14 protein-coding genes are annotated in these 16252 nt (G+C 57.0%); 10 read left to right on the top strand and 4 right to left on the bottom strand.

The genetic code is table 11. From position 1 onward, the window contains the following. Positions 1 to 67: 67 nt before the first annotated feature. On the bottom strand, positions 68 to 679 hold the full coding sequence (locus AB4Y40_RS26695) for a hypothetical protein (RefSeq protein ID WP_368690364.1): 612 nt from the start codon (positions 677 to 679) through the stop codon (positions 68 to 70). A gap of 286 nt (positions 680 to 965) precedes the next feature. On the opposite strand from AB4Y40_RS26695, the gene cysC reads away from it, so the two are divergent. Further along, positions 966 to 1574 (top strand): adenylyl-sulfate kinase, encoded by a 609-nt coding sequence (cysC, locus tag AB4Y40_RS26690; RefSeq protein WP_368690363.1) that lies wholly within the window; start codon positions 966 to 968, stop codon positions 1572 to 1574. A 41-nt stretch (positions 1575 to 1615) separates the two neighbouring features. On the opposite strand, the gene AB4Y40_RS26685 is transcribed toward cysC, so the two are convergent. From AB4Y40_RS26685 to AB4Y40_RS26675, 3 genes are all read right to left on the bottom strand, one after another. Then, positions 1616 to 3499, bottom strand: a complete 1884-nt coding sequence (locus tag AB4Y40_RS26685; RefSeq protein WP_368690362.1) for a polysaccharide biosynthesis protein — start codon at positions 3497 to 3499, stop codon at positions 1616 to 1618. Between the two features lie 320 nt (positions 3500 to 3819). Continuing rightward, complete coding sequence (locus AB4Y40_RS26680; RefSeq protein ID WP_368690361.1) at positions 3820 to 4842, bottom strand: glycosyltransferase family 4 protein; 1023 nt, start codon at positions 4840 to 4842, stop codon at positions 3820 to 3822. After that, positions 4839 to 5822 (bottom strand): NAD-dependent epimerase/dehydratase family protein, encoded by a 984-nt coding sequence (locus AB4Y40_RS26675; RefSeq protein WP_368690360.1) that lies wholly within the window; start codon positions 5820 to 5822, stop codon positions 4839 to 4841. The genes AB4Y40_RS26680 and AB4Y40_RS26675 overlap by 4 nt, the downstream gene beginning before the upstream one ends. A gap of 647 nt (positions 5823 to 6469) precedes the next feature. Here AB4Y40_RS26675 and rfbF point away from each other — a divergent pair. From rfbF to AB4Y40_RS26630, 9 genes are read left to right on the top strand one after another with little or no spacing between them, the layout of a single operon-like run. Beyond that, the gene (gene rfbF, locus AB4Y40_RS26670; protein ID WP_368690359.1) at positions 6470 to 7240 is read left to right on the top strand and encodes a glucose-1-phosphate cytidylyltransferase; all 771 of its coding nucleotides are present in this window, start codon (positions 6470 to 6472) and stop codon (positions 7238 to 7240) included. Beyond that, positions 7240 to 8310, top strand: a complete 1071-nt coding sequence (gene rfbG, locus AB4Y40_RS26665; RefSeq protein ID WP_368690358.1) for a CDP-glucose 4,6-dehydratase — start codon at positions 7240 to 7242, stop codon at positions 8308 to 8310. Before rfbF ends, rfbG begins: the two co-directional genes overlap by 1 nt. Positions 8311 to 8321: 11 nt before the next feature. After that, positions 8322 to 9635, top strand: a complete 1314-nt coding sequence (rfbH, locus tag AB4Y40_RS26660) for a lipopolysaccharide biosynthesis protein RfbH (RefSeq protein WP_368690357.1) — start codon at positions 8322 to 8324, stop codon at positions 9633 to 9635. Between the two features lie 9 nt (positions 9636 to 9644). Beyond that, the gene (locus AB4Y40_RS26655; protein ID WP_368690356.1) at positions 9645 to 10691 is read left to right on the top strand and encodes an NAD-dependent epimerase/dehydratase family protein; all 1047 of its coding nucleotides are present in this window, start codon (positions 9645 to 9647) and stop codon (positions 10689 to 10691) included. Then, positions 10688 to 11494, top strand: a complete 807-nt coding sequence (locus AB4Y40_RS26650) for a transketolase (RefSeq protein ID WP_368690355.1) — start codon at positions 10688 to 10690, stop codon at positions 11492 to 11494. Before AB4Y40_RS26655 ends, AB4Y40_RS26650 begins: the two co-directional genes overlap by 4 nt. After that, the gene (locus AB4Y40_RS26645) at positions 11491 to 12420 is read left to right on the top strand and encodes a transketolase family protein (protein WP_368690354.1); all 930 of its coding nucleotides are present in this window, start codon (positions 11491 to 11493) and stop codon (positions 12418 to 12420) included. Before AB4Y40_RS26650 ends, AB4Y40_RS26645 begins: the two co-directional genes overlap by 4 nt. Further along, the gene (locus AB4Y40_RS26640; RefSeq protein WP_342921517.1) at positions 12395 to 12847 is read left to right on the top strand and encodes a GtrA family protein; all 453 of its coding nucleotides are present in this window, start codon (positions 12395 to 12397) and stop codon (positions 12845 to 12847) included. The genes AB4Y40_RS26645 and AB4Y40_RS26640 overlap by 26 nt, the downstream gene beginning before the upstream one ends. After that, the gene (locus AB4Y40_RS26635; protein WP_368690353.1) at positions 12844 to 13839 is read left to right on the top strand and encodes a glycosyltransferase family 2 protein; all 996 of its coding nucleotides are present in this window, start codon (positions 12844 to 12846) and stop codon (positions 13837 to 13839) included. Before AB4Y40_RS26640 ends, AB4Y40_RS26635 begins: the two co-directional genes overlap by 4 nt. Before the next feature lie 17 nt (positions 13840 to 13856). Continuing rightward, complete coding sequence (locus AB4Y40_RS26630; RefSeq protein ID WP_368690352.1) at positions 13857 to 16148, top strand: sugar translocase; 2292 nt, start codon at positions 13857 to 13859, stop codon at positions 16146 to 16148. Positions 16149 to 16252: the final 104 nt, after the last annotated feature.

The raw sequence follows: 16252 nt of genomic DNA, 5'->3' as shown, positions 1-16252 counted from the left end.
AGCCCGACGCACAGGCTCACCATCCTGACGCAGACATCGCCGGTCGATCGCGACCGTCGCGATGCAGCTACGCTCGCCCGCTGGTTGCGAACGATTCTACATTCGGTGTGGAGAATTCATCGCTTACGGTGAATCCATTGCGGGCTAATGCCTCACGAGCGAATTCGACGTGACCTTCGTCGCCCTCGATGCCGATGACATGGACCTTCCGGCCGGTGCGCTTCGCAGCCACGCCCATGTTGTTCATCCAGCAACCCCAGCCGCAACCCAACTCGATCATTGTGAAGCTGTCGGGCCGGGACAGTTCCACCGCATGCAGTGCCGACGCCCATTCCGCGATGTCGGCGTGCCAATTAGCCGGCAATGGAAACTGCTCCAGCTTTCCACCTTGGTCGGCCAGAAAGCTAAAGATCTTGGGGTCCACTAACACCCCGAGCCAGTTTGTCTGGAATCCCGGCGTAGGTTTGCGATCTTGTACTTCGTGTCGTCGCATGCACGCCAGCGCATCGAAACTGGCGAAGTAGGCAAAGAAGGGAGTGCCGCGAGCCGCCTCGACAAGGGCTTCCAGATTCCGTACACGCTCTTCGGCGGAGAGCAACGCCACCGCTAGATCGTTGCGGTTGTCGTGCAGCCGACGCAAGGGGCCGATCGTGCGGCCGAGGCTTGTCATGATGGTCATGCAGTCTCCCCTTATGAAGGTCCGGGTGCAGCATCACTAAAATCGGCGCACGTGCGCTAGTCCTCAATCGGCCCCTGAAATCCAAAATCCAACCGATCGTGCAAATCGTACCTGCTGAAGGTAAACGATTTTTGTCACTACAGTACTAGCAGGGTTCTCGGTACATGAATCATTACACAGAATTACAAGCCTGCAAATTTGTTGCGGTTTATTACATCCGCGTTACACGAACTGCTTCGAAACGTTAGAATGCGAATCAGGTTTACGTTGATCGAGGCGGTAAGAAGTGAATACAGCAACGTCGGCTGGAGTTGTCATCTGGCTCACCGGCATGTCCGGAGCGGGCAAGTCGACAGTCGCGCGCGCGTTGGTCAATCGACTGCAAACGTTTGCCCTTCGAGCAACGATGCTCGATGGCGACGTGCTGCGCACGGGCCTCAATTCAGATCTTGGTTTTAGTGACGCCGAGCGTACGGAAAATCTCAGGCGCGTCGCCCATGTGGCGGCGCTGTTTTGCAATGAGGGGTTTGTAGCCGTCACGGCGACCATTTCACCCGAGCCCGAGCACCGCGAAAATGCACGGCGCATTGTCGGCGAATCCGCGTTTGTCGAGGTGTTTGTCGACACCCCGCTCGAAGTTTGCGAAAAGCGCGACCCCAAAGGGCTATATCAACGCGCCCGCCGCGGTGAGATCGCACAGTTCACTGGTATCGCGTCTCCCTATCACCCGCCGGCTCATCCCGATCTCACACTGCACACGCAAGACAATTCGGTCGAAACTTGTGTCGACCATATCGTCGATTACCTGGTGCGCGACCGCCAATTTGCAATTGGCCGCGTCAGAGAACGATCGCTCAAGGTCGCGAATCTTCGCGCGGACGCTGGCGGAAAATAAGCAGTGTACGGCGATGCGCGCTTGCTGCTTTGTTCCCTGTATCAGCCAGCAGCCCTCACCGACGTCCCACTCACACTTTGAAGCTTCGAGACGCTCGACGGTTGGTATTCAGGTACCCAGCGGCGCAGGTCGCGGCGGACTTCGTCGTCGCCCGGAACGCGGTGCTGCATCAGCCACGGCAGCAATTCGTCCAGCAGATTGACCGGCACCTCGCGCGCCCGCGCGATGCGCAGCTTCGGGTGCGCCGTACGCGCGGTCATCTCGTCATCGGCCAGCAGCTCCTCATAGAGTTTCTCGCCGGGACGCAAGCCACTGAACTCGATACGGATCTGATCTTCGGAAAAGCCATAAAGACGGATCAGGTCACGCGCCAGATCGACAATCTTGACGGGCTTGCCCATGTCGAGAATGAAGATCTCGCCGCCCTGCCCCATGCTCGATGCCTGAAGCACGAGCTGCGCCGCCTCGGGAATCGTCATGAAAAAGCGGGTTATCTCGGGATGCGTGACGGTCACGGGACCGCCCCTCGCAATCTGCTGCTGAAACTTCGGGATGACACTTCCCGCGCTACCCAGTACGTTTCCAAAGCGAACGGTCTCGAACTGTGTGCGCTCGCTCGTCTGCTGCAACGCCTGGCACGCCATCTCGGCGAGGCGCTTGCTCGCGCCCATGACGTTGGTCGGGTTCACGGCCTTGTCAGTCGAGATCAGCACGAAATGGCGCACGTTGTTGCGGATCGCCGCGGTCGCGACCCGGTACGTGCCAAGCACATTGTTGCGCAGAGCTTGCCATGCATTGAGCTCCTCCATCAGCGGCACGTGCTTGTATGCAGCGGCATGGAAGACGATATGCGGGGCGTAACGCGACATGACGTGGTCGAGCAGCAAGGAGTCTTTCGCATCGCCGATGAACGAGATCATCGCCTGCTCGGGAAAGCGCTCGCGGATCTCCTCGGTGAGGCGGTAGATCGCGTATTCGGACAAGTCGAATGCAATGAGTTGCGCAGGCTGGAACTTCAGGATCTGGCGGCAGAGTTCGGAGCCAATCGAGCCACCCGCGCCCGTGACCATTACGACGCGATCTCGCAGCAGCGCCTCGACGTGGGCGGTGTCGATGTTGACCGCTTCACGGCCGAGAAGGTCTTCCAGATCGATCTGGCGAATCTGGGAAAGAAAACCCTGGCTAGGCATCAGGGCCGTGAGCGAAGGCAAGACCATCGCCTTGACGCCAAGGCGCACGCAGAGCGTAGCGAGGCGTCGCTGCGTCTCCATCGGCGCGGACGGGATCGCGATTATCACATGCTCGACCTTGAGCGTCTCCGTCCAGTGCGCGATCTCGTCGATCGTGCCGAGGACCTTGTAGCCATAGATCTCGCGGCCCCGCTTCGCAACGTCGTCGTCGAGCAGACCAACCAGGCGCCATTCACCCGAGCGCGACAGCTCACGCGCGAGGCTCGCGCCAGCGCCCCCTGCGCCGAGAATCAGCACGGGCTTGCCGCGACCGACAAGGCCGCCGTACAGATAGAACTCTTTACTGGCCCGGTAGATCGCTCGCGCGCCGCCCATTGCGAGGAACAGCAGCATCGGCGTAAGCAGGAGGACGGAGCGCGGAATGATCGGCTTCGGCTGAAACATGACCGCGCCAATCATGACGACGAGCGCACCGACCACGATCGCCTTCGCAATGCGCATCAGGTCGGGCAGGCTCGCGAAAACCCACAAGCCACGGTACAAGCCGAAGGTGCGAAACATCGCGCCGTAGACGGGAAGGACCCAGAGGAGCGCAACGCATGCGCCCTTAAAAAAGGGAACCGGAATTTCACCGTTGAAGCGGACGACGTACGCGACGAGCCACGCCGCCACTGCGGCCAGCATGTCGAAGAAGAAAACACCGAACGACAACCAAGATGCCTTGGATCGCAACATTGGCGGCAAACCTCGAAATTATTTCGCGTCGGATTCTGGGGAGCCTGCCCTATGAAGATCGATGACGATCTCCCGGGAGGCAAATCTCCATACCACGCACCTAAACTTGGCCATTGCTGCCACAGGGACCCGCTCCATGCCGCGGCGCCGCAGCAGTTATTATGCCCGCAAGCCTGACGGGGTACCAAACGATCGGAGCGCACCGCGCGCTGATCTTAATGCTTGTGCCGCGCGGCAGGAATTTCCCTGAAGAAACAAACGTCTCAGTCGTGTTACAGATGCGTCAGCATTTAAAGGGAAGAATCAACCGCAAAGCTCGGCTATTTCTCGTTAGAATTCTGAAAGCTTCGCCAACGCCTATCGATGACGACGGCACAGCACCCCAGAACGCCGTACCACGCTGCAAAAATCAGCCATTGCTGCCACGTCGGCCGCCCCAGCGCCCAAAGTGCGACGATGACACCCGCAAACATCACGGCATACCAGTAGATTGCGGTGCGACTGTGACCGATACCCGAGCGCACCATGCGTTGATAGTAGTGCTCCCGATGCGCTTGCCAGAATTTTTCCCCACGACAGACGCGCCTCAGCAATGTAATCGACGCATCCGCAATAAACGGGGAAAAAATCAAGGCTGGAAACCAGAGCGGCCAGACGGCGCCGCGCCAGCCCCAGTAGCCGAGTGCGCCCGCCAGAAAGCCGAGCGTGATCGAGCCGGCGTCACCCAGGAACAATTTCGCCGGGTGGAAATTGAGGAACAGGAAGCCGAGTGATGCCCCGGCGAGGGCGGCGCCCGCCTCTGCCAACGCCGGCGACGGATGCGCGGCGGCCAGCGCCGCCGCCGCGTAGGCCCCGAAACCAAACAGGGCCATGCCGCCCGCGAGACCATCGGCGCCGTCCATGAAGTTGTACAGGTTGATCAGCCAGAGCATCAGGAAGCCGATGCCTGCGAGCAGCCACCACGGCGCGTCCGCTGGCCAGATGACGACCAGAGCGACCACTGCTGCGAAATGGACGGCAAACCGGATGCGCGCGGGCAAATCGCGACGATCGTCGATCTGCGATACCAAGGCGAGCGCCGCCGCTCCCGCCGCGATCAACCACATCTGCGATACGTGCCATAAAAGCGCGGCGAGGCCGACCGGTACGATCCCCCAACCGCCTACGCGCGGAATCGGCTTGACGTGAAGCGAGCGATAATTAGGCACATCCGTGGCGATCCGCCAGGCGAGACCAGTCGAAAGCAAGCCCCGCAGGATCAGAAAACTCGCCAGAGCCGATAACGCGGCCGTAAGCAGCACGATCCAACCGGATGTTGCGATTACGTCAAAAACCTCGCTCATGCGCGCCCCTGCTCCTTGCGACATGCGCGATACCAGTCGGCCGTCGCGCGCAGTCCCTCGTCCAGCGTGTACGGCGGGTGCCATCCCGACAACTGTCGCTGGATCGCCGATGCATCGAGAACCAGACTTTCGGTGAGACGCTCGATCTGCGCGGTCCTTCCCGTGAGCATGCCGGCAAGTTTGAGCAGCGACACGGGCACCGGTATGAGCCGTGCCGGGCGGCCGAGATGCCTGCCAATGGCACGCAGCAGGTCCGCGACGGAAGGCGCGATATCGTCTGCCAGATGAAAACAACCGTTTGTTGAGCGTGCGTCCGATGCGCAATGCATGAGCGCGTCGACCAGATTGTCGACGAACAGCAGGCTGCGCTGGGCATCCACGGCGCCCAACGGCAAGGGTGTCCCGCGCCAGACGGTATCGAGCATCTTGCGGAAGTTGGCGCCGACGTCCGGGCCATAGACGAGTGGTGGCCGTACGATCACGACATCGAGTCCCGTCTCGCTGCGCAACTCGGCTAGTGACCGTTCCGCCGCAAGCTTCGAGCGGCCGTAGGCGTCGTCGGGTTGCGCGAGCGCGTCTTCTCGCAGCGGTTCGCGCGTGCCCCCGCTGCCCGCGATTGCCTTGATGCTGCTCACGTAGATGAAACGCCGCACGCCATGGCGCTGCGCGGCGCGCGCGACGCGCAGGGTGCCTTCGACGTTGGTCGCATTGAAGGCTCGCTGCGTCTCGTCACTCTCCGTTTCATTCATGACGTGCACGCGCGCGGCAAGATGCACGACACAGTCGACATCGCCGGACGGCGCCGGCCAATGCATGTCGATATCGGCGAATTCCGGCGTGCCATGAACCCATTCCGCGACGCCAGCCGGTGCTGTGCCGGCACGGCGGACGATACCGGTTACGCGGTGTCCGTTTTCGACCAGGGTACGGCATAGGGCGCGGCCCACGAAGCCATTCGCGCCCGTTACCACGACATGCATTGGTGTTGGTTCCAGGTAGTTCTAGACGAGAAAAATACGAATACGGCCAGTGAAGGAGCGCGATCGTACGGCGTTCGCGCTCGATTGGCGCATAACAATAGTGTAACGGATGGTCGCCCCCGAATCGGATCCATGGGACGCGCACCTCCAATCATGTTGTTATAGGAACGCCACTTGCGCCCAACTATCAGTTGGCGGCCAACGCTTTGAGTTTTGCCTGAGGGCGCGAACAGACACATGTATCTTCAACCGACCCACGTCAATGCAACGCGGGCGTGGTCAAGGACGGAAAGCAAACAGGTATGCAACAACCGCAATCCTGCATCAGCAAACGCTTTGGAGCCGACCGTCTGAAAGCCGATCTGCCCGCCCCGCCAAGTACGTCAATAGAAAGCCGGAAGCGGCCGGAGGCAGCACAAACAGCGGTTCCGGCGGTTGCTATGCAACGCCAGAGCGGAACAATATAATGCTCGGGTTCCGCTCCCAAGACCTTACAAGATCGTTCGAAGCAAGCAGCAGGAATGATGCCCCAATAATCACGCAGTGCCCCACGGTGAATCGCGGCGCAGATCTGCGGCTTTAGTCGCCTCGGCCCGTAAGCCAAATCATTGCCTTCCAGAATCTACCGAATACACCACAGGATTTCGATGAAAGCTATCATTCTCGCAGGCGGACTTGGGACTCGAATTTCCGAAGACACGGCCAATCGTCCGAAGCCAATGATAGAAATCGGAGGCAAACCGATTCTGTGGCACATCATGAAGATCTACTCGGCTTACGGGGTCAACGATTTCGTGATCTGCTGCGGCTACAAGGGCTATGTAATCAAGGAATATTTTGCGAACTATTTCCTTCATATGTCGGATGTGACGTTCGATATGCGTACGAATGAAATGAAGGTTCATCAGCAATATGCCGAGCCCTGGAAGGTGACGTTAGTCGACACCGGAGAATCGACGATGACGGGCGGCCGTCTGCGTCGGGTGAAAGACTTCGTTAAGGATGAGGAATCTTTTTGCTTCACCTATGGTGATGGGCTTAGCAACATCAACATCAATACGCTCACGGAGTATCACAGGCAGCGCGGAACCCTTGCGACGCTCAGCGCCACTTACCCGCCAGGCCGTTTCGGTGCACTGGATATCCGGGAAAACAAAGTCAGCTCGTTCAAGGAAAAGCCGAAGGGCGACGGCGGAATGATTAATGGCGGATTCTTTGTGCTATCGCCGAAGGTGATCGACCTGATCCCGGACGACCAATGCATTTGGGAACGCGAGCCGCTGGAACAACTCGCCGGTAGCGGTCAACTTTCGGCGTACGAGCATGAAGGCTTCTGGCAGCCCATGGATACGTTGAGGGACAAGAATTACCTGGAAGAGCTTTGGCAGAGTGGCAAGGCGCCCTGGAAGGTGTGGTGATGACGGACAGTTCATTCTGGCGTGGCAAGAAAGTCTTTCTTACGGGGCATACCGGTTTCAAAGGCAGCTGGCTGACGCTCTGGCTGCAGGCGCTCGGCGCCAGAGTCACGGGCTTTTCGCTCGCCCCCACTACCAAGCCAAACATGTTCGCGCTTGCGCGGGTTGCTGACGGCATTGAATCGATCATCGGGGATATACGCAACCGCGAGTTCCTGTTGAATGCGATCAAAGAGGCTGCGCCAGACGTTGTGATTCATATGGCAGCCCAACCGCTCGTGCGCGAATCGTACGTGAATCCGGTAGAGACGTACGAGACGAATGTACTGGGTACAGTGCACTTGCTCGAGGCTGTTCGACACGTCCCCACTGTGCGGTCCGTCGTTATCGTCACCACTGACAAGTGTTACGAGAATCGGGAATGGGAATGGGGCTACCGCGAAAACGAAGCAATGGGTGGCTACGATCCGTACAGCAGCAGTAAGGGCTGCACTGAGTTGGTCACCGCCGCCTACCGTAGCTCTTTCTTCAATCCCGCAGCTTACGATAAACACGGCGTAGCAATCGCAAGCGCTCGCGCAGGCAATGTCATCGGGGGCGGAGACTGGGCAGTAGACCGGCTCATCCCCGACATCATTCGCGCAATCGGCAATGGAGAGACAGTCAGCATCCGCAGTCCGAACGCGATTCGGCCGTGGCAACACGTCCTCGAACCACTCAGTGGTTACCTCGCCCTCGCAGAAAGCCTGTATACCGCTGGGCCGCGTCACGCCGACGCGTGGAACTTCGGGCCAAACGATTCGGATGCTCAGCCCGTTCAAGCGATCGTCGAGCGGCTCACATCACAATGGGGTGACAATGCGCGCTGGGAGCTGGACGGCAATGAGCACCCGCACGAAGCCACTTATCTGAAACTGGACTGCTCGAAAGCGCGTACGCGCCTCGGCTGGCGCCCCCGGTGGAGTCTCGACCGGACACTCGACAACATTGTCAGCTGGTACAAGGCCGCCGCCCGTGGTGAAGATATGCGCGCAGTTACACTAGCCCAAATTGACGAATACACTCAGTCTTAAGACTACCTGCCATGAATAAAGATCAGATCCGCGAGCAGATTATCCAACTCGTGCAGCAGTACGGTTCGCTTGCCACGCAACGGCCCGCATTCGAACCCGGAAAAACCGTGATCCCGCCCTCCGGCAAGGTGATTGGCGCACGCGAGATGGAGCTCATGGTCGAAGCATCGCTCGACGGCTGGCTTACGACCGGGCGTTTCAATGACGAGTTCGAAAAGAAACTCGCAGCGTATCTCGGCGTGAATTACCTGATTACCGTCAACTCGGGTTCGTCCGCGAATCTGGTTGCGTTCTCAACGCTGACCTCCCCGAAGCTCGGCGATCGCGCGATCAAACGCGGCGACGAAGTAATCGGAGTTGCGGCGGGTTTCCCGACCACCGTCAATCCTATTATCCAGTTCGGCGCAGTACCGGTTTTTGTCGACGTAGAACTAGGTACGTACAACATCGACGCAAGCAAGATCGAAGCAGCGATTTCGCCGAAGACGAAAGCGATCATGCTCGCTCATACACTGGGCAATCCTTACAATCTCGAAGTCATCGTCGCCCTTTGCAAGAAGTACAACCTGTGGCTCATCGAAGACTGCTGCGATGCGCTTGGCGCGACCTATAACGGTCAACTCGTAGGTACGTTCGGCGATATCGGCACGCTCAGTTTCTATCCCGCGCACCACATCACTATGGGTGAAGGCGGCGCTGTCTTCACGAATAACCCCGAACTCAAGTTGATCGCGGAATCGTTCCGCGATTGGGGACGCGACTGTTACTGCGCACCTGGCAAGGACAACACCTGTGGCAAGCGGTTCTGCTGGAAGCTTGGCAACTTGCCAGAAGGCTACGACCACAAGTACACCTACACGCACCTCGGCTACAACCTGAAGATCACGGACATGCAGGCGGCGTGTGCGCTTGCGCAGATGGATCGCCTTGATGGTTTCGTGCAGGCGCGTCGCGAGAACTTTGCATATCTGCATGACCGGTTGCAAAGCTGCAAGGACTTTCTGATTTTGCCCAACGCGACGCCGAATTCCGATCCGTCATGGTTTGGCTTCCCGATTACCTTGAAGCCAGAAGCCGAGTTCAACCGCGTTGACCTGCTTGACTACCTCGATCAGAACAAGGTCGGTACGCGACTGCTTTTCGCTGGCAACCTCACGCGTCAGCCGTACATGATTGGCAGGGAATACCGTGTCAGCGGCGAACTGACGAATACCGACATCGTCATGAACCGCACCTTCTGGGTCGGCGTGTACCCTGGCCTCAGCAAGGAGATGCTCGACTTCGTCGCCGAAAAGATCGAAGCATTCCTCGGCGTCAACTTCTGATTTAAGAATATGCGTAAGCCGCTGCCCGTTGAGGATCTCGATTTGATCGTCGACCAGACCGCCGAGGTCTGGTCTGCGTTCGATCGTGCGCGGCTTTTCATCACCGGTGGAACAGGTTTTATCGGCTCCTGGCTGCTCGAGGTGGTGCAACACGCCAACCGCGTACGAGGTAGCGGAATCGAAATCATCGCGCTGAGTCGTGACCCCGACAAGGCACAAGGCCACGCGCCCCATCTATTCAATAGCGCTGAAGTAACGCTAATCAGAGGCGATGTGGCGGATTTCAGGGCAAACGCCGGACCAATAGATTTATGCATTCATGCGGCAACTGATGTTGCCGATCCAGCGAAAGCCTCGGACAGGCTACGAATATTCGACACGAATATCATCGGTACGCGAAATGTGCTGGACTTCGCCCAGGCACACGGCGCGTCGCGCTTTCTGCTCACATCGAGCGGTGCGATATATGGTACTCAGCCGCCAGCGCTCACCCACGTACCGGAGACATTTAGCGGAGCACCCGATCCGCTCGATGTGAGCGCTGCGTATGGTCAAGGCAAACGCGCAGCGGAATGGCTGGTGTCGGCGTACGGGCGTCACAGCAATATGTGCGTCACTATTGCCCGGATCTACGCACTCATTGGTCCAGGCATCCCGCTTGACGGCCCGTTCGCGGCTGGAAATTTTATTCGTGATGCTTTGGCTGGTCGCCCTATCACCATCAACGGTGACGGGTGCCCGATGCGCAGTTATCTCTATATGGCGGATGCCTGCATTTGGCTCTTGCAGATGTTGCTTTCCGGCGAACGCGGCCAGGCATACAACGTAGGATCCGAGCGTGAGATTTCGATTATTGATCTGGCACGCATGATCGAAGCCCTGTGCGGCTCCAACATTCTGGCGACGCCGCGCATATCCCCGACAGGCGCCCCCGCCCCGAGGTACGTTCCGGATACGACAAAGGCGCGCAGCGTCCTCAATGTCGCAGAAATAACGCCTCTCGGAGACGCCTTACTCAAGACGATCAACTGGAACCGCATGGCGGTCACGGCATGACGAAATTCGATGCAGTTCGCCTGCGCAAGACCATATTGGATATGGCGTTTGCGGGGTCGACAGTCCACATTGGCTGCGCATTTTCAATCGTGGAGTTGCTTGCAGTGCTTTACCGAAGCCATTTGCGCTTCGATGCAAACGACGCACGCTCCGCACAGCGCGACTACATGGTGCTCAGTAAGGGGCACGGCGTTATGGCGCAATATGCCTGCCTGCATGAAATCGGCTGGCTCGCGGCACAGGACATCGCTCGGTATTTCGGAAACGGTACCCATCTTAAAGGCTTGGCAGATACACACGTGCCGGGTATCGAAGTCACTTCCGGTTCGTTAGGACACGGCCTGTCTGTTGGCGTCGGACTCGCATTGGGTGCCAAGAGAAAAAAGACGGAGCAAATGTGCTACGCGCTTGTTGGAGACGGCGAATTGAACGAAGGGCCGATCTGGGAAGCTGCCCTTTTTGCTGCTCAGTTCAAACTGGACAACCTCGTAGTAATCGTAGACGTGAACGGTTTTCAAGCCATGGGCTCGACCGATGACGTCATTGGCCTTGGTGATATAGCCGCGAAGTTCGCGGCTTTCGATTTTGACACGATGAGCATCGACGGCCACGACGAAGCTGCGATTGGTGCCGCCTATCAGCAGTTCAAAAACCAGAAGAACGGACGTCCAAAGGCGCTAATCGCCAAGACAGTCAAAGGGAAAGGCGTCTCGTTCATGGAGCACGACAATATCTGGCACTACACGCGGCTCACACCCCAGACCTATGAAGCTGCCGTGTCTGAACTGGGAGGCCAGCAATGAGAGATGCATTTTCGAACGCATTGGTAACCGCAGCCAAACAAGACCCCAAGGTGTTGCTGCTGACAGGCGACCACGGTTACGCGCTTTTCGATGCGTTCCGGCACGCATGCCCCGATCAGTATCTGAATTGCGGCATAGCCGAGCAAAATATGGTTGGCGTCGCTGCCGGACTCGCGAAGGCGGGGTTCCGCCCGATCGTCTATGGCTTGGCAGCGTTCGTGCCGATCCGCGTGCTTGAGCAGATCAAGATCGATGTCTGCTATGAGAATTTGCCCGTTACCTTTATCGGCGACGGAGCTGGAGTCGTTTACGCTCAGCTTGGCACTAGCCATCAGTCCACCGAAGATATCGCCGCGTTGCGCGCTGTACCCCAAATTTCGATTTATTCGCCTGGCGACAGATTCGAATTGACTGCATGCGCAGAGCGCATCATGCGCAATCCGGGTCCCGCGTACCTTCGAATTGGCAAGGCCGACCTCGGTGACATCCATAGTGCACCTCTAAGCAACTGGTCAAACGGCGATTTGATTGCGGCGACTAACACTGGCGCGCCCTTTCTGTTCGTTGCCACTGGCTCTGGCGTCAAGTTGGCACAAAAAGTGGCTGCAGCACTGGGCAATGCAGACGTCGTTTCCGCCCCTTGTCTCAAACCATTCCCGGAATTGTCACTGCGTACCTTGGCCAAGGGCCGAGAGGCAATTATCACGTTCGAGGAACATTCGATCTACGGCGGACTTGGCGGCCTGGTCGCTGAAACGTTGATGGGTCACTACCTTGGAACATTTGTACGCGTCGGCATTCAAGATCGTTTCAGCGAAATATGCGGTAACTATACGTATCTGATGGAGAGCCACGGTTTGGCCCCTGAGAGTGTTGAGAAACGGATCAGAAAGGCACTTGATGCAAGCGCCCAACTCCAACAGTAAGCCCGACGAGTTTGTAGGCGAGACGGGAAGCGAGCGTGGTCTCGCTGGCGAGCCAATGCGAAAAACGGCAATTCAGCTTGTTCGCTTTCTGGTTGTCGGCGGGCTGAACACCGCATTCGGATACTCGTTGTTCGCCGTACTCACCTACGTTGGTGTCGTCTACCCAATCGCAATCGGCCTCGCAACGGTCGGTGGCGTCCTGTTCAACTTCCAGAGCGTAGGGCGACTGGTTTTCTCTGGTGCGCCTCGCTCGCGTTTCTGGCGTTTCGTGGGCGTCTATTGTGTCGTCTACCTGGTAAATCTCGGCGGCGTACGTTTGTTGCTAGATCATGGCGCCAGCATTTACGTCGCAAATGCACTCATGCTGATTCCACTCAGCCTGCTTGCATTCATCCTTAACCGTCAGTTTGTTTTCAATTTCCCATGAAGCACGTTACGGTCGTCACTCCCTGTTTCAATGAGGAGGAAAACATCGAGGCGGTGTACAACGAGGCTCGCCGAGTATTCTCGACGATTCCCGGTGTGACATACGATCACCTGTTCATCGACAATGCGTCCACAGACGCGACTGTCAGCAAGCTGCGCAGTATTGCGGCGACAGACCCTGCCGTTAGTGTGATCGTCAACGCGCGAAATTTCGGGCATATCCGCTCTCCGATGTACGGACTGATGCAGGCTAAGGGCGACGCTGTCATTCTCCTCGTCGCCGACCTCCAGGATCCTCCCGACTTGATGCGTGATTTCGTCGAGAAGTGGCTTGCGGGCGCACCAATCGTGATCGGCGTAAAGCCTGAATCGAAAGAGTCTGCGCTCTTCTTTGCACTCCGCCGCATGTACTATCGTTTAGTCACGCGCATTGCGAACGTAAAGCTCATTCAAAACTTCACCGGGTTTGGGCTCTACGATCGGAGAATTATTGAAATTCTGCGGAAAATTGACGATCCCTATCCGTACTTTCGCGGGCTCATCTGCGAGATCGGCTTCGATGTGATCCAGTTGCCTTATGTGCAACCGCGACGCAAACGTGGGATCTCCAAGAACAACTTCTATACGCTGTACGACATCGCGATGCTTGGCATCACCTCGCATTCGAAGGTGCCGCTCAGGCTTGCTGCTATCGGAGGGTTTTTCCTGTCAGGTGTAAGCCTCTGTCTATCGCTCGTCTACCTCGTGTTGAAGTTGATGTACTGGAACAGCTTCACCATGGGAAGTGCACCGATGCTCATCGGGTTGTTCTTTTTTTCGTCAGTGCAACTGTTTTTCATCGGTTTGCTGGGTGAGTACGTGGGCGCAATTCTGACTTATGCCCAGAGACGTCCGTTAGTGATTGAACGAGAGAGAATCAACGGCATCGCTGCGTCTGACGACGCTAGCTCGGCTACCGCTGAGAAATCGGACTCTATTGCGCCCGCAGCCTAACCCTAGAATTTAATTCCATGACAGATCTCACCGTAAAAGATACGTCGGCTGTACATTCACCAATAAAAGGTAAGTTTTTGGTGTGGGGCATCCCGACCGTATTAGCTCTGGTGTCACTAGTTGTTGGTTGGTGGATGGTCGGGGGCAGGCATTTCGATCTCAATGTACCGCTCATTTACTCTGGCGACGTATTGCTGATCCTCTCATGGATCAAACGTGCTATGGAAAATCCATGGATTTTCCATAGCACTCTGATGGGCGCGCCATTCGGCGGATATCTCTATGACTATCCAATTCCGGACTCTGGAAGCATTCTAGCTCTGAAGATTTTTGGCATTCTCTCAGGGAGCGCCACCCGGGCCTTCAACATCTACTTTCTTGCCGGCTTTCCGATAAACGCGATCGCGGGATATTTTGTATTGCGTCGTTTTTCGATATCCCGGGTGTTTAGCTTTGCGGGCGGCTTCGTTTTCACGATCCTGCCATTTCACTTTCTGCGGTACCCTCATCTTTTCTACACTTGGTACTTCGCCGCCCCCATTTTTATCTGGTTCTCTTACCGAATTTATGTGGGCGACCTCACCTTTACCGATAAAAGACGTCATTTGGCGAAACGCGCCATTGATGTCGTCACGCTTGCGATACTCTCGTGCTTCGGTGTTTACTATTCGTTCTTCGGCGTTATCGCATTTTTGACTGCAGGTGTGGTGCGCTACGCGCGAACACGCACAATCGCGTCCACATATGCATGCCTGATTGCGACGGCGATCGTATCCACCGGCATTGTTGTAAATCTCGTCCCCAATGCCATTTATCGTATCGAACACGGCGCAAATCAAGAGGCGACTGATCGCTCCCCAGTGGAGACGGAAATATATGGTCTAAAAATTGCGCAGCTCCTGTTGCCGCGCCCCGAGCATCGATTTCGGCCGTTTGCCAAGTTGAATTTCAAGTATTCATCGACATTTCCACTTGTTAACGAGAACGGAACTTCCTCACTCGGACTCATTGGAAGTGTCGGTTTCATTGCTCTGTTTATCTTTTTGATAGCACCCAGGCAGAGCAAGGAAGGGGAGCGCGATCGACTCAACGCTCTTGCGGTGCTTACCTTTTCGCTAACACTGTTTTGCACCATCGGTGGATTTTCAACAGTATTCAGTCTGTTGATTAGCCCAATGATGCGAGCAGGGAATCGAGCTAGCGTCTTTCTAGCATTCACCTCGATTGCTGCAACGTTGCTTTTAATCGAGCAGCGACTGATTTACGGTAAGGTGCGTAACAATCTCACTCGCTCAGCTACAGTTGCGAGCGTTGCTCTTTGCGCATTTGCCGTGTGGGATCAAACGGCTTCAACGTCCACCGACTACCTGAATGCAACCCAGGCGGAGTATCACAGCGATGCCCAATTCGTCGGGAAGATTGAACGGATCGTTCCTCCGGGGAGTGCGATCTATCAACTCCCGTATGCCGGCTTTCCCGAGACGCCGCCGATCAATGCTCTGCAACCATACGATCTAGCCAGGGGTTATTTGCACTCTTCGTCGCTGGCGTGGAGCTATGGGGTAATGAAGGGCCGATCCGGAGATTTCTTTTTCCGAGCGCTGGCACGTGAACCGCTGGAACGACAGATCGAGGTTGCAAGAAAGGTTGGCTTTAGCGGCCTGTATTTGGACCGGCATGGATACGCGGACAACGGAGCGGCGGAGGAGGCTGAGATCACTCATATCTTAGGGAGTCCGCCCGCGGCGATCAGCGAGAACGGCCGTCTGGTCTTCTTCGACTTGAGAGTGAATGGCAAAAACGTCGACAAGATCCCCGCCAACCTGTCTCCTGCGCAAATCATGGAGCATGCAGGTTTTATCGCGGATGCGCGAGGCGTCAGGTATCACGGAAGCCTTGCCGAAGGAATTGATTTCACGCGCCAGGGCCTGCCGACTTTTTTGGATGACGTGAATGGTTTGTCAGTCCCGGAGAGTTGGGGACGGTGGTCGGACGCCAACGTGTCGCCCGTGGTTACTCTACAGTTCGCACAGCCACTCCCGAACCACTTCATCCTTCATTTGCGTGCTCAGGCTTTCGGCCCGAACGTAGGGCAACCCGTTGGCGTGGCCATCGGTCAGCAAGTTCAAAGTTTCGTTCCAGCCGCCGATATGCGAGAGTTCTCCATGCAATTTGAAGGCGAAAATGGAGCACAACGCATCGAGATTCGCCCACCGCAGCCGGTCTCCCCGACCTCCCTCGGAGTAAGCCCAGATACCCGGAAGCTCGCAGTTGGCATTCAAAGGCTATGGATTGAAGCAGCACCGTGACCGATTCACGGAAGATGGGCCGCCTGCCGGATGTCTCCTTCATTGAAGTCAGGCGGCCTATTGCAGGAATCCACACGCTGATGAGTGAATTCTGCAAACTCTGA

This window comes from Paraburkholderia sp. EG287B (assembly GCF_040965595.1).
GTDB lineage: Bacteria > Pseudomonadota > Gammaproteobacteria > Burkholderiales > Burkholderiaceae > Paraburkholderia.
This window is presented reverse-complemented; position numbering and strand designations above follow the sequence as displayed.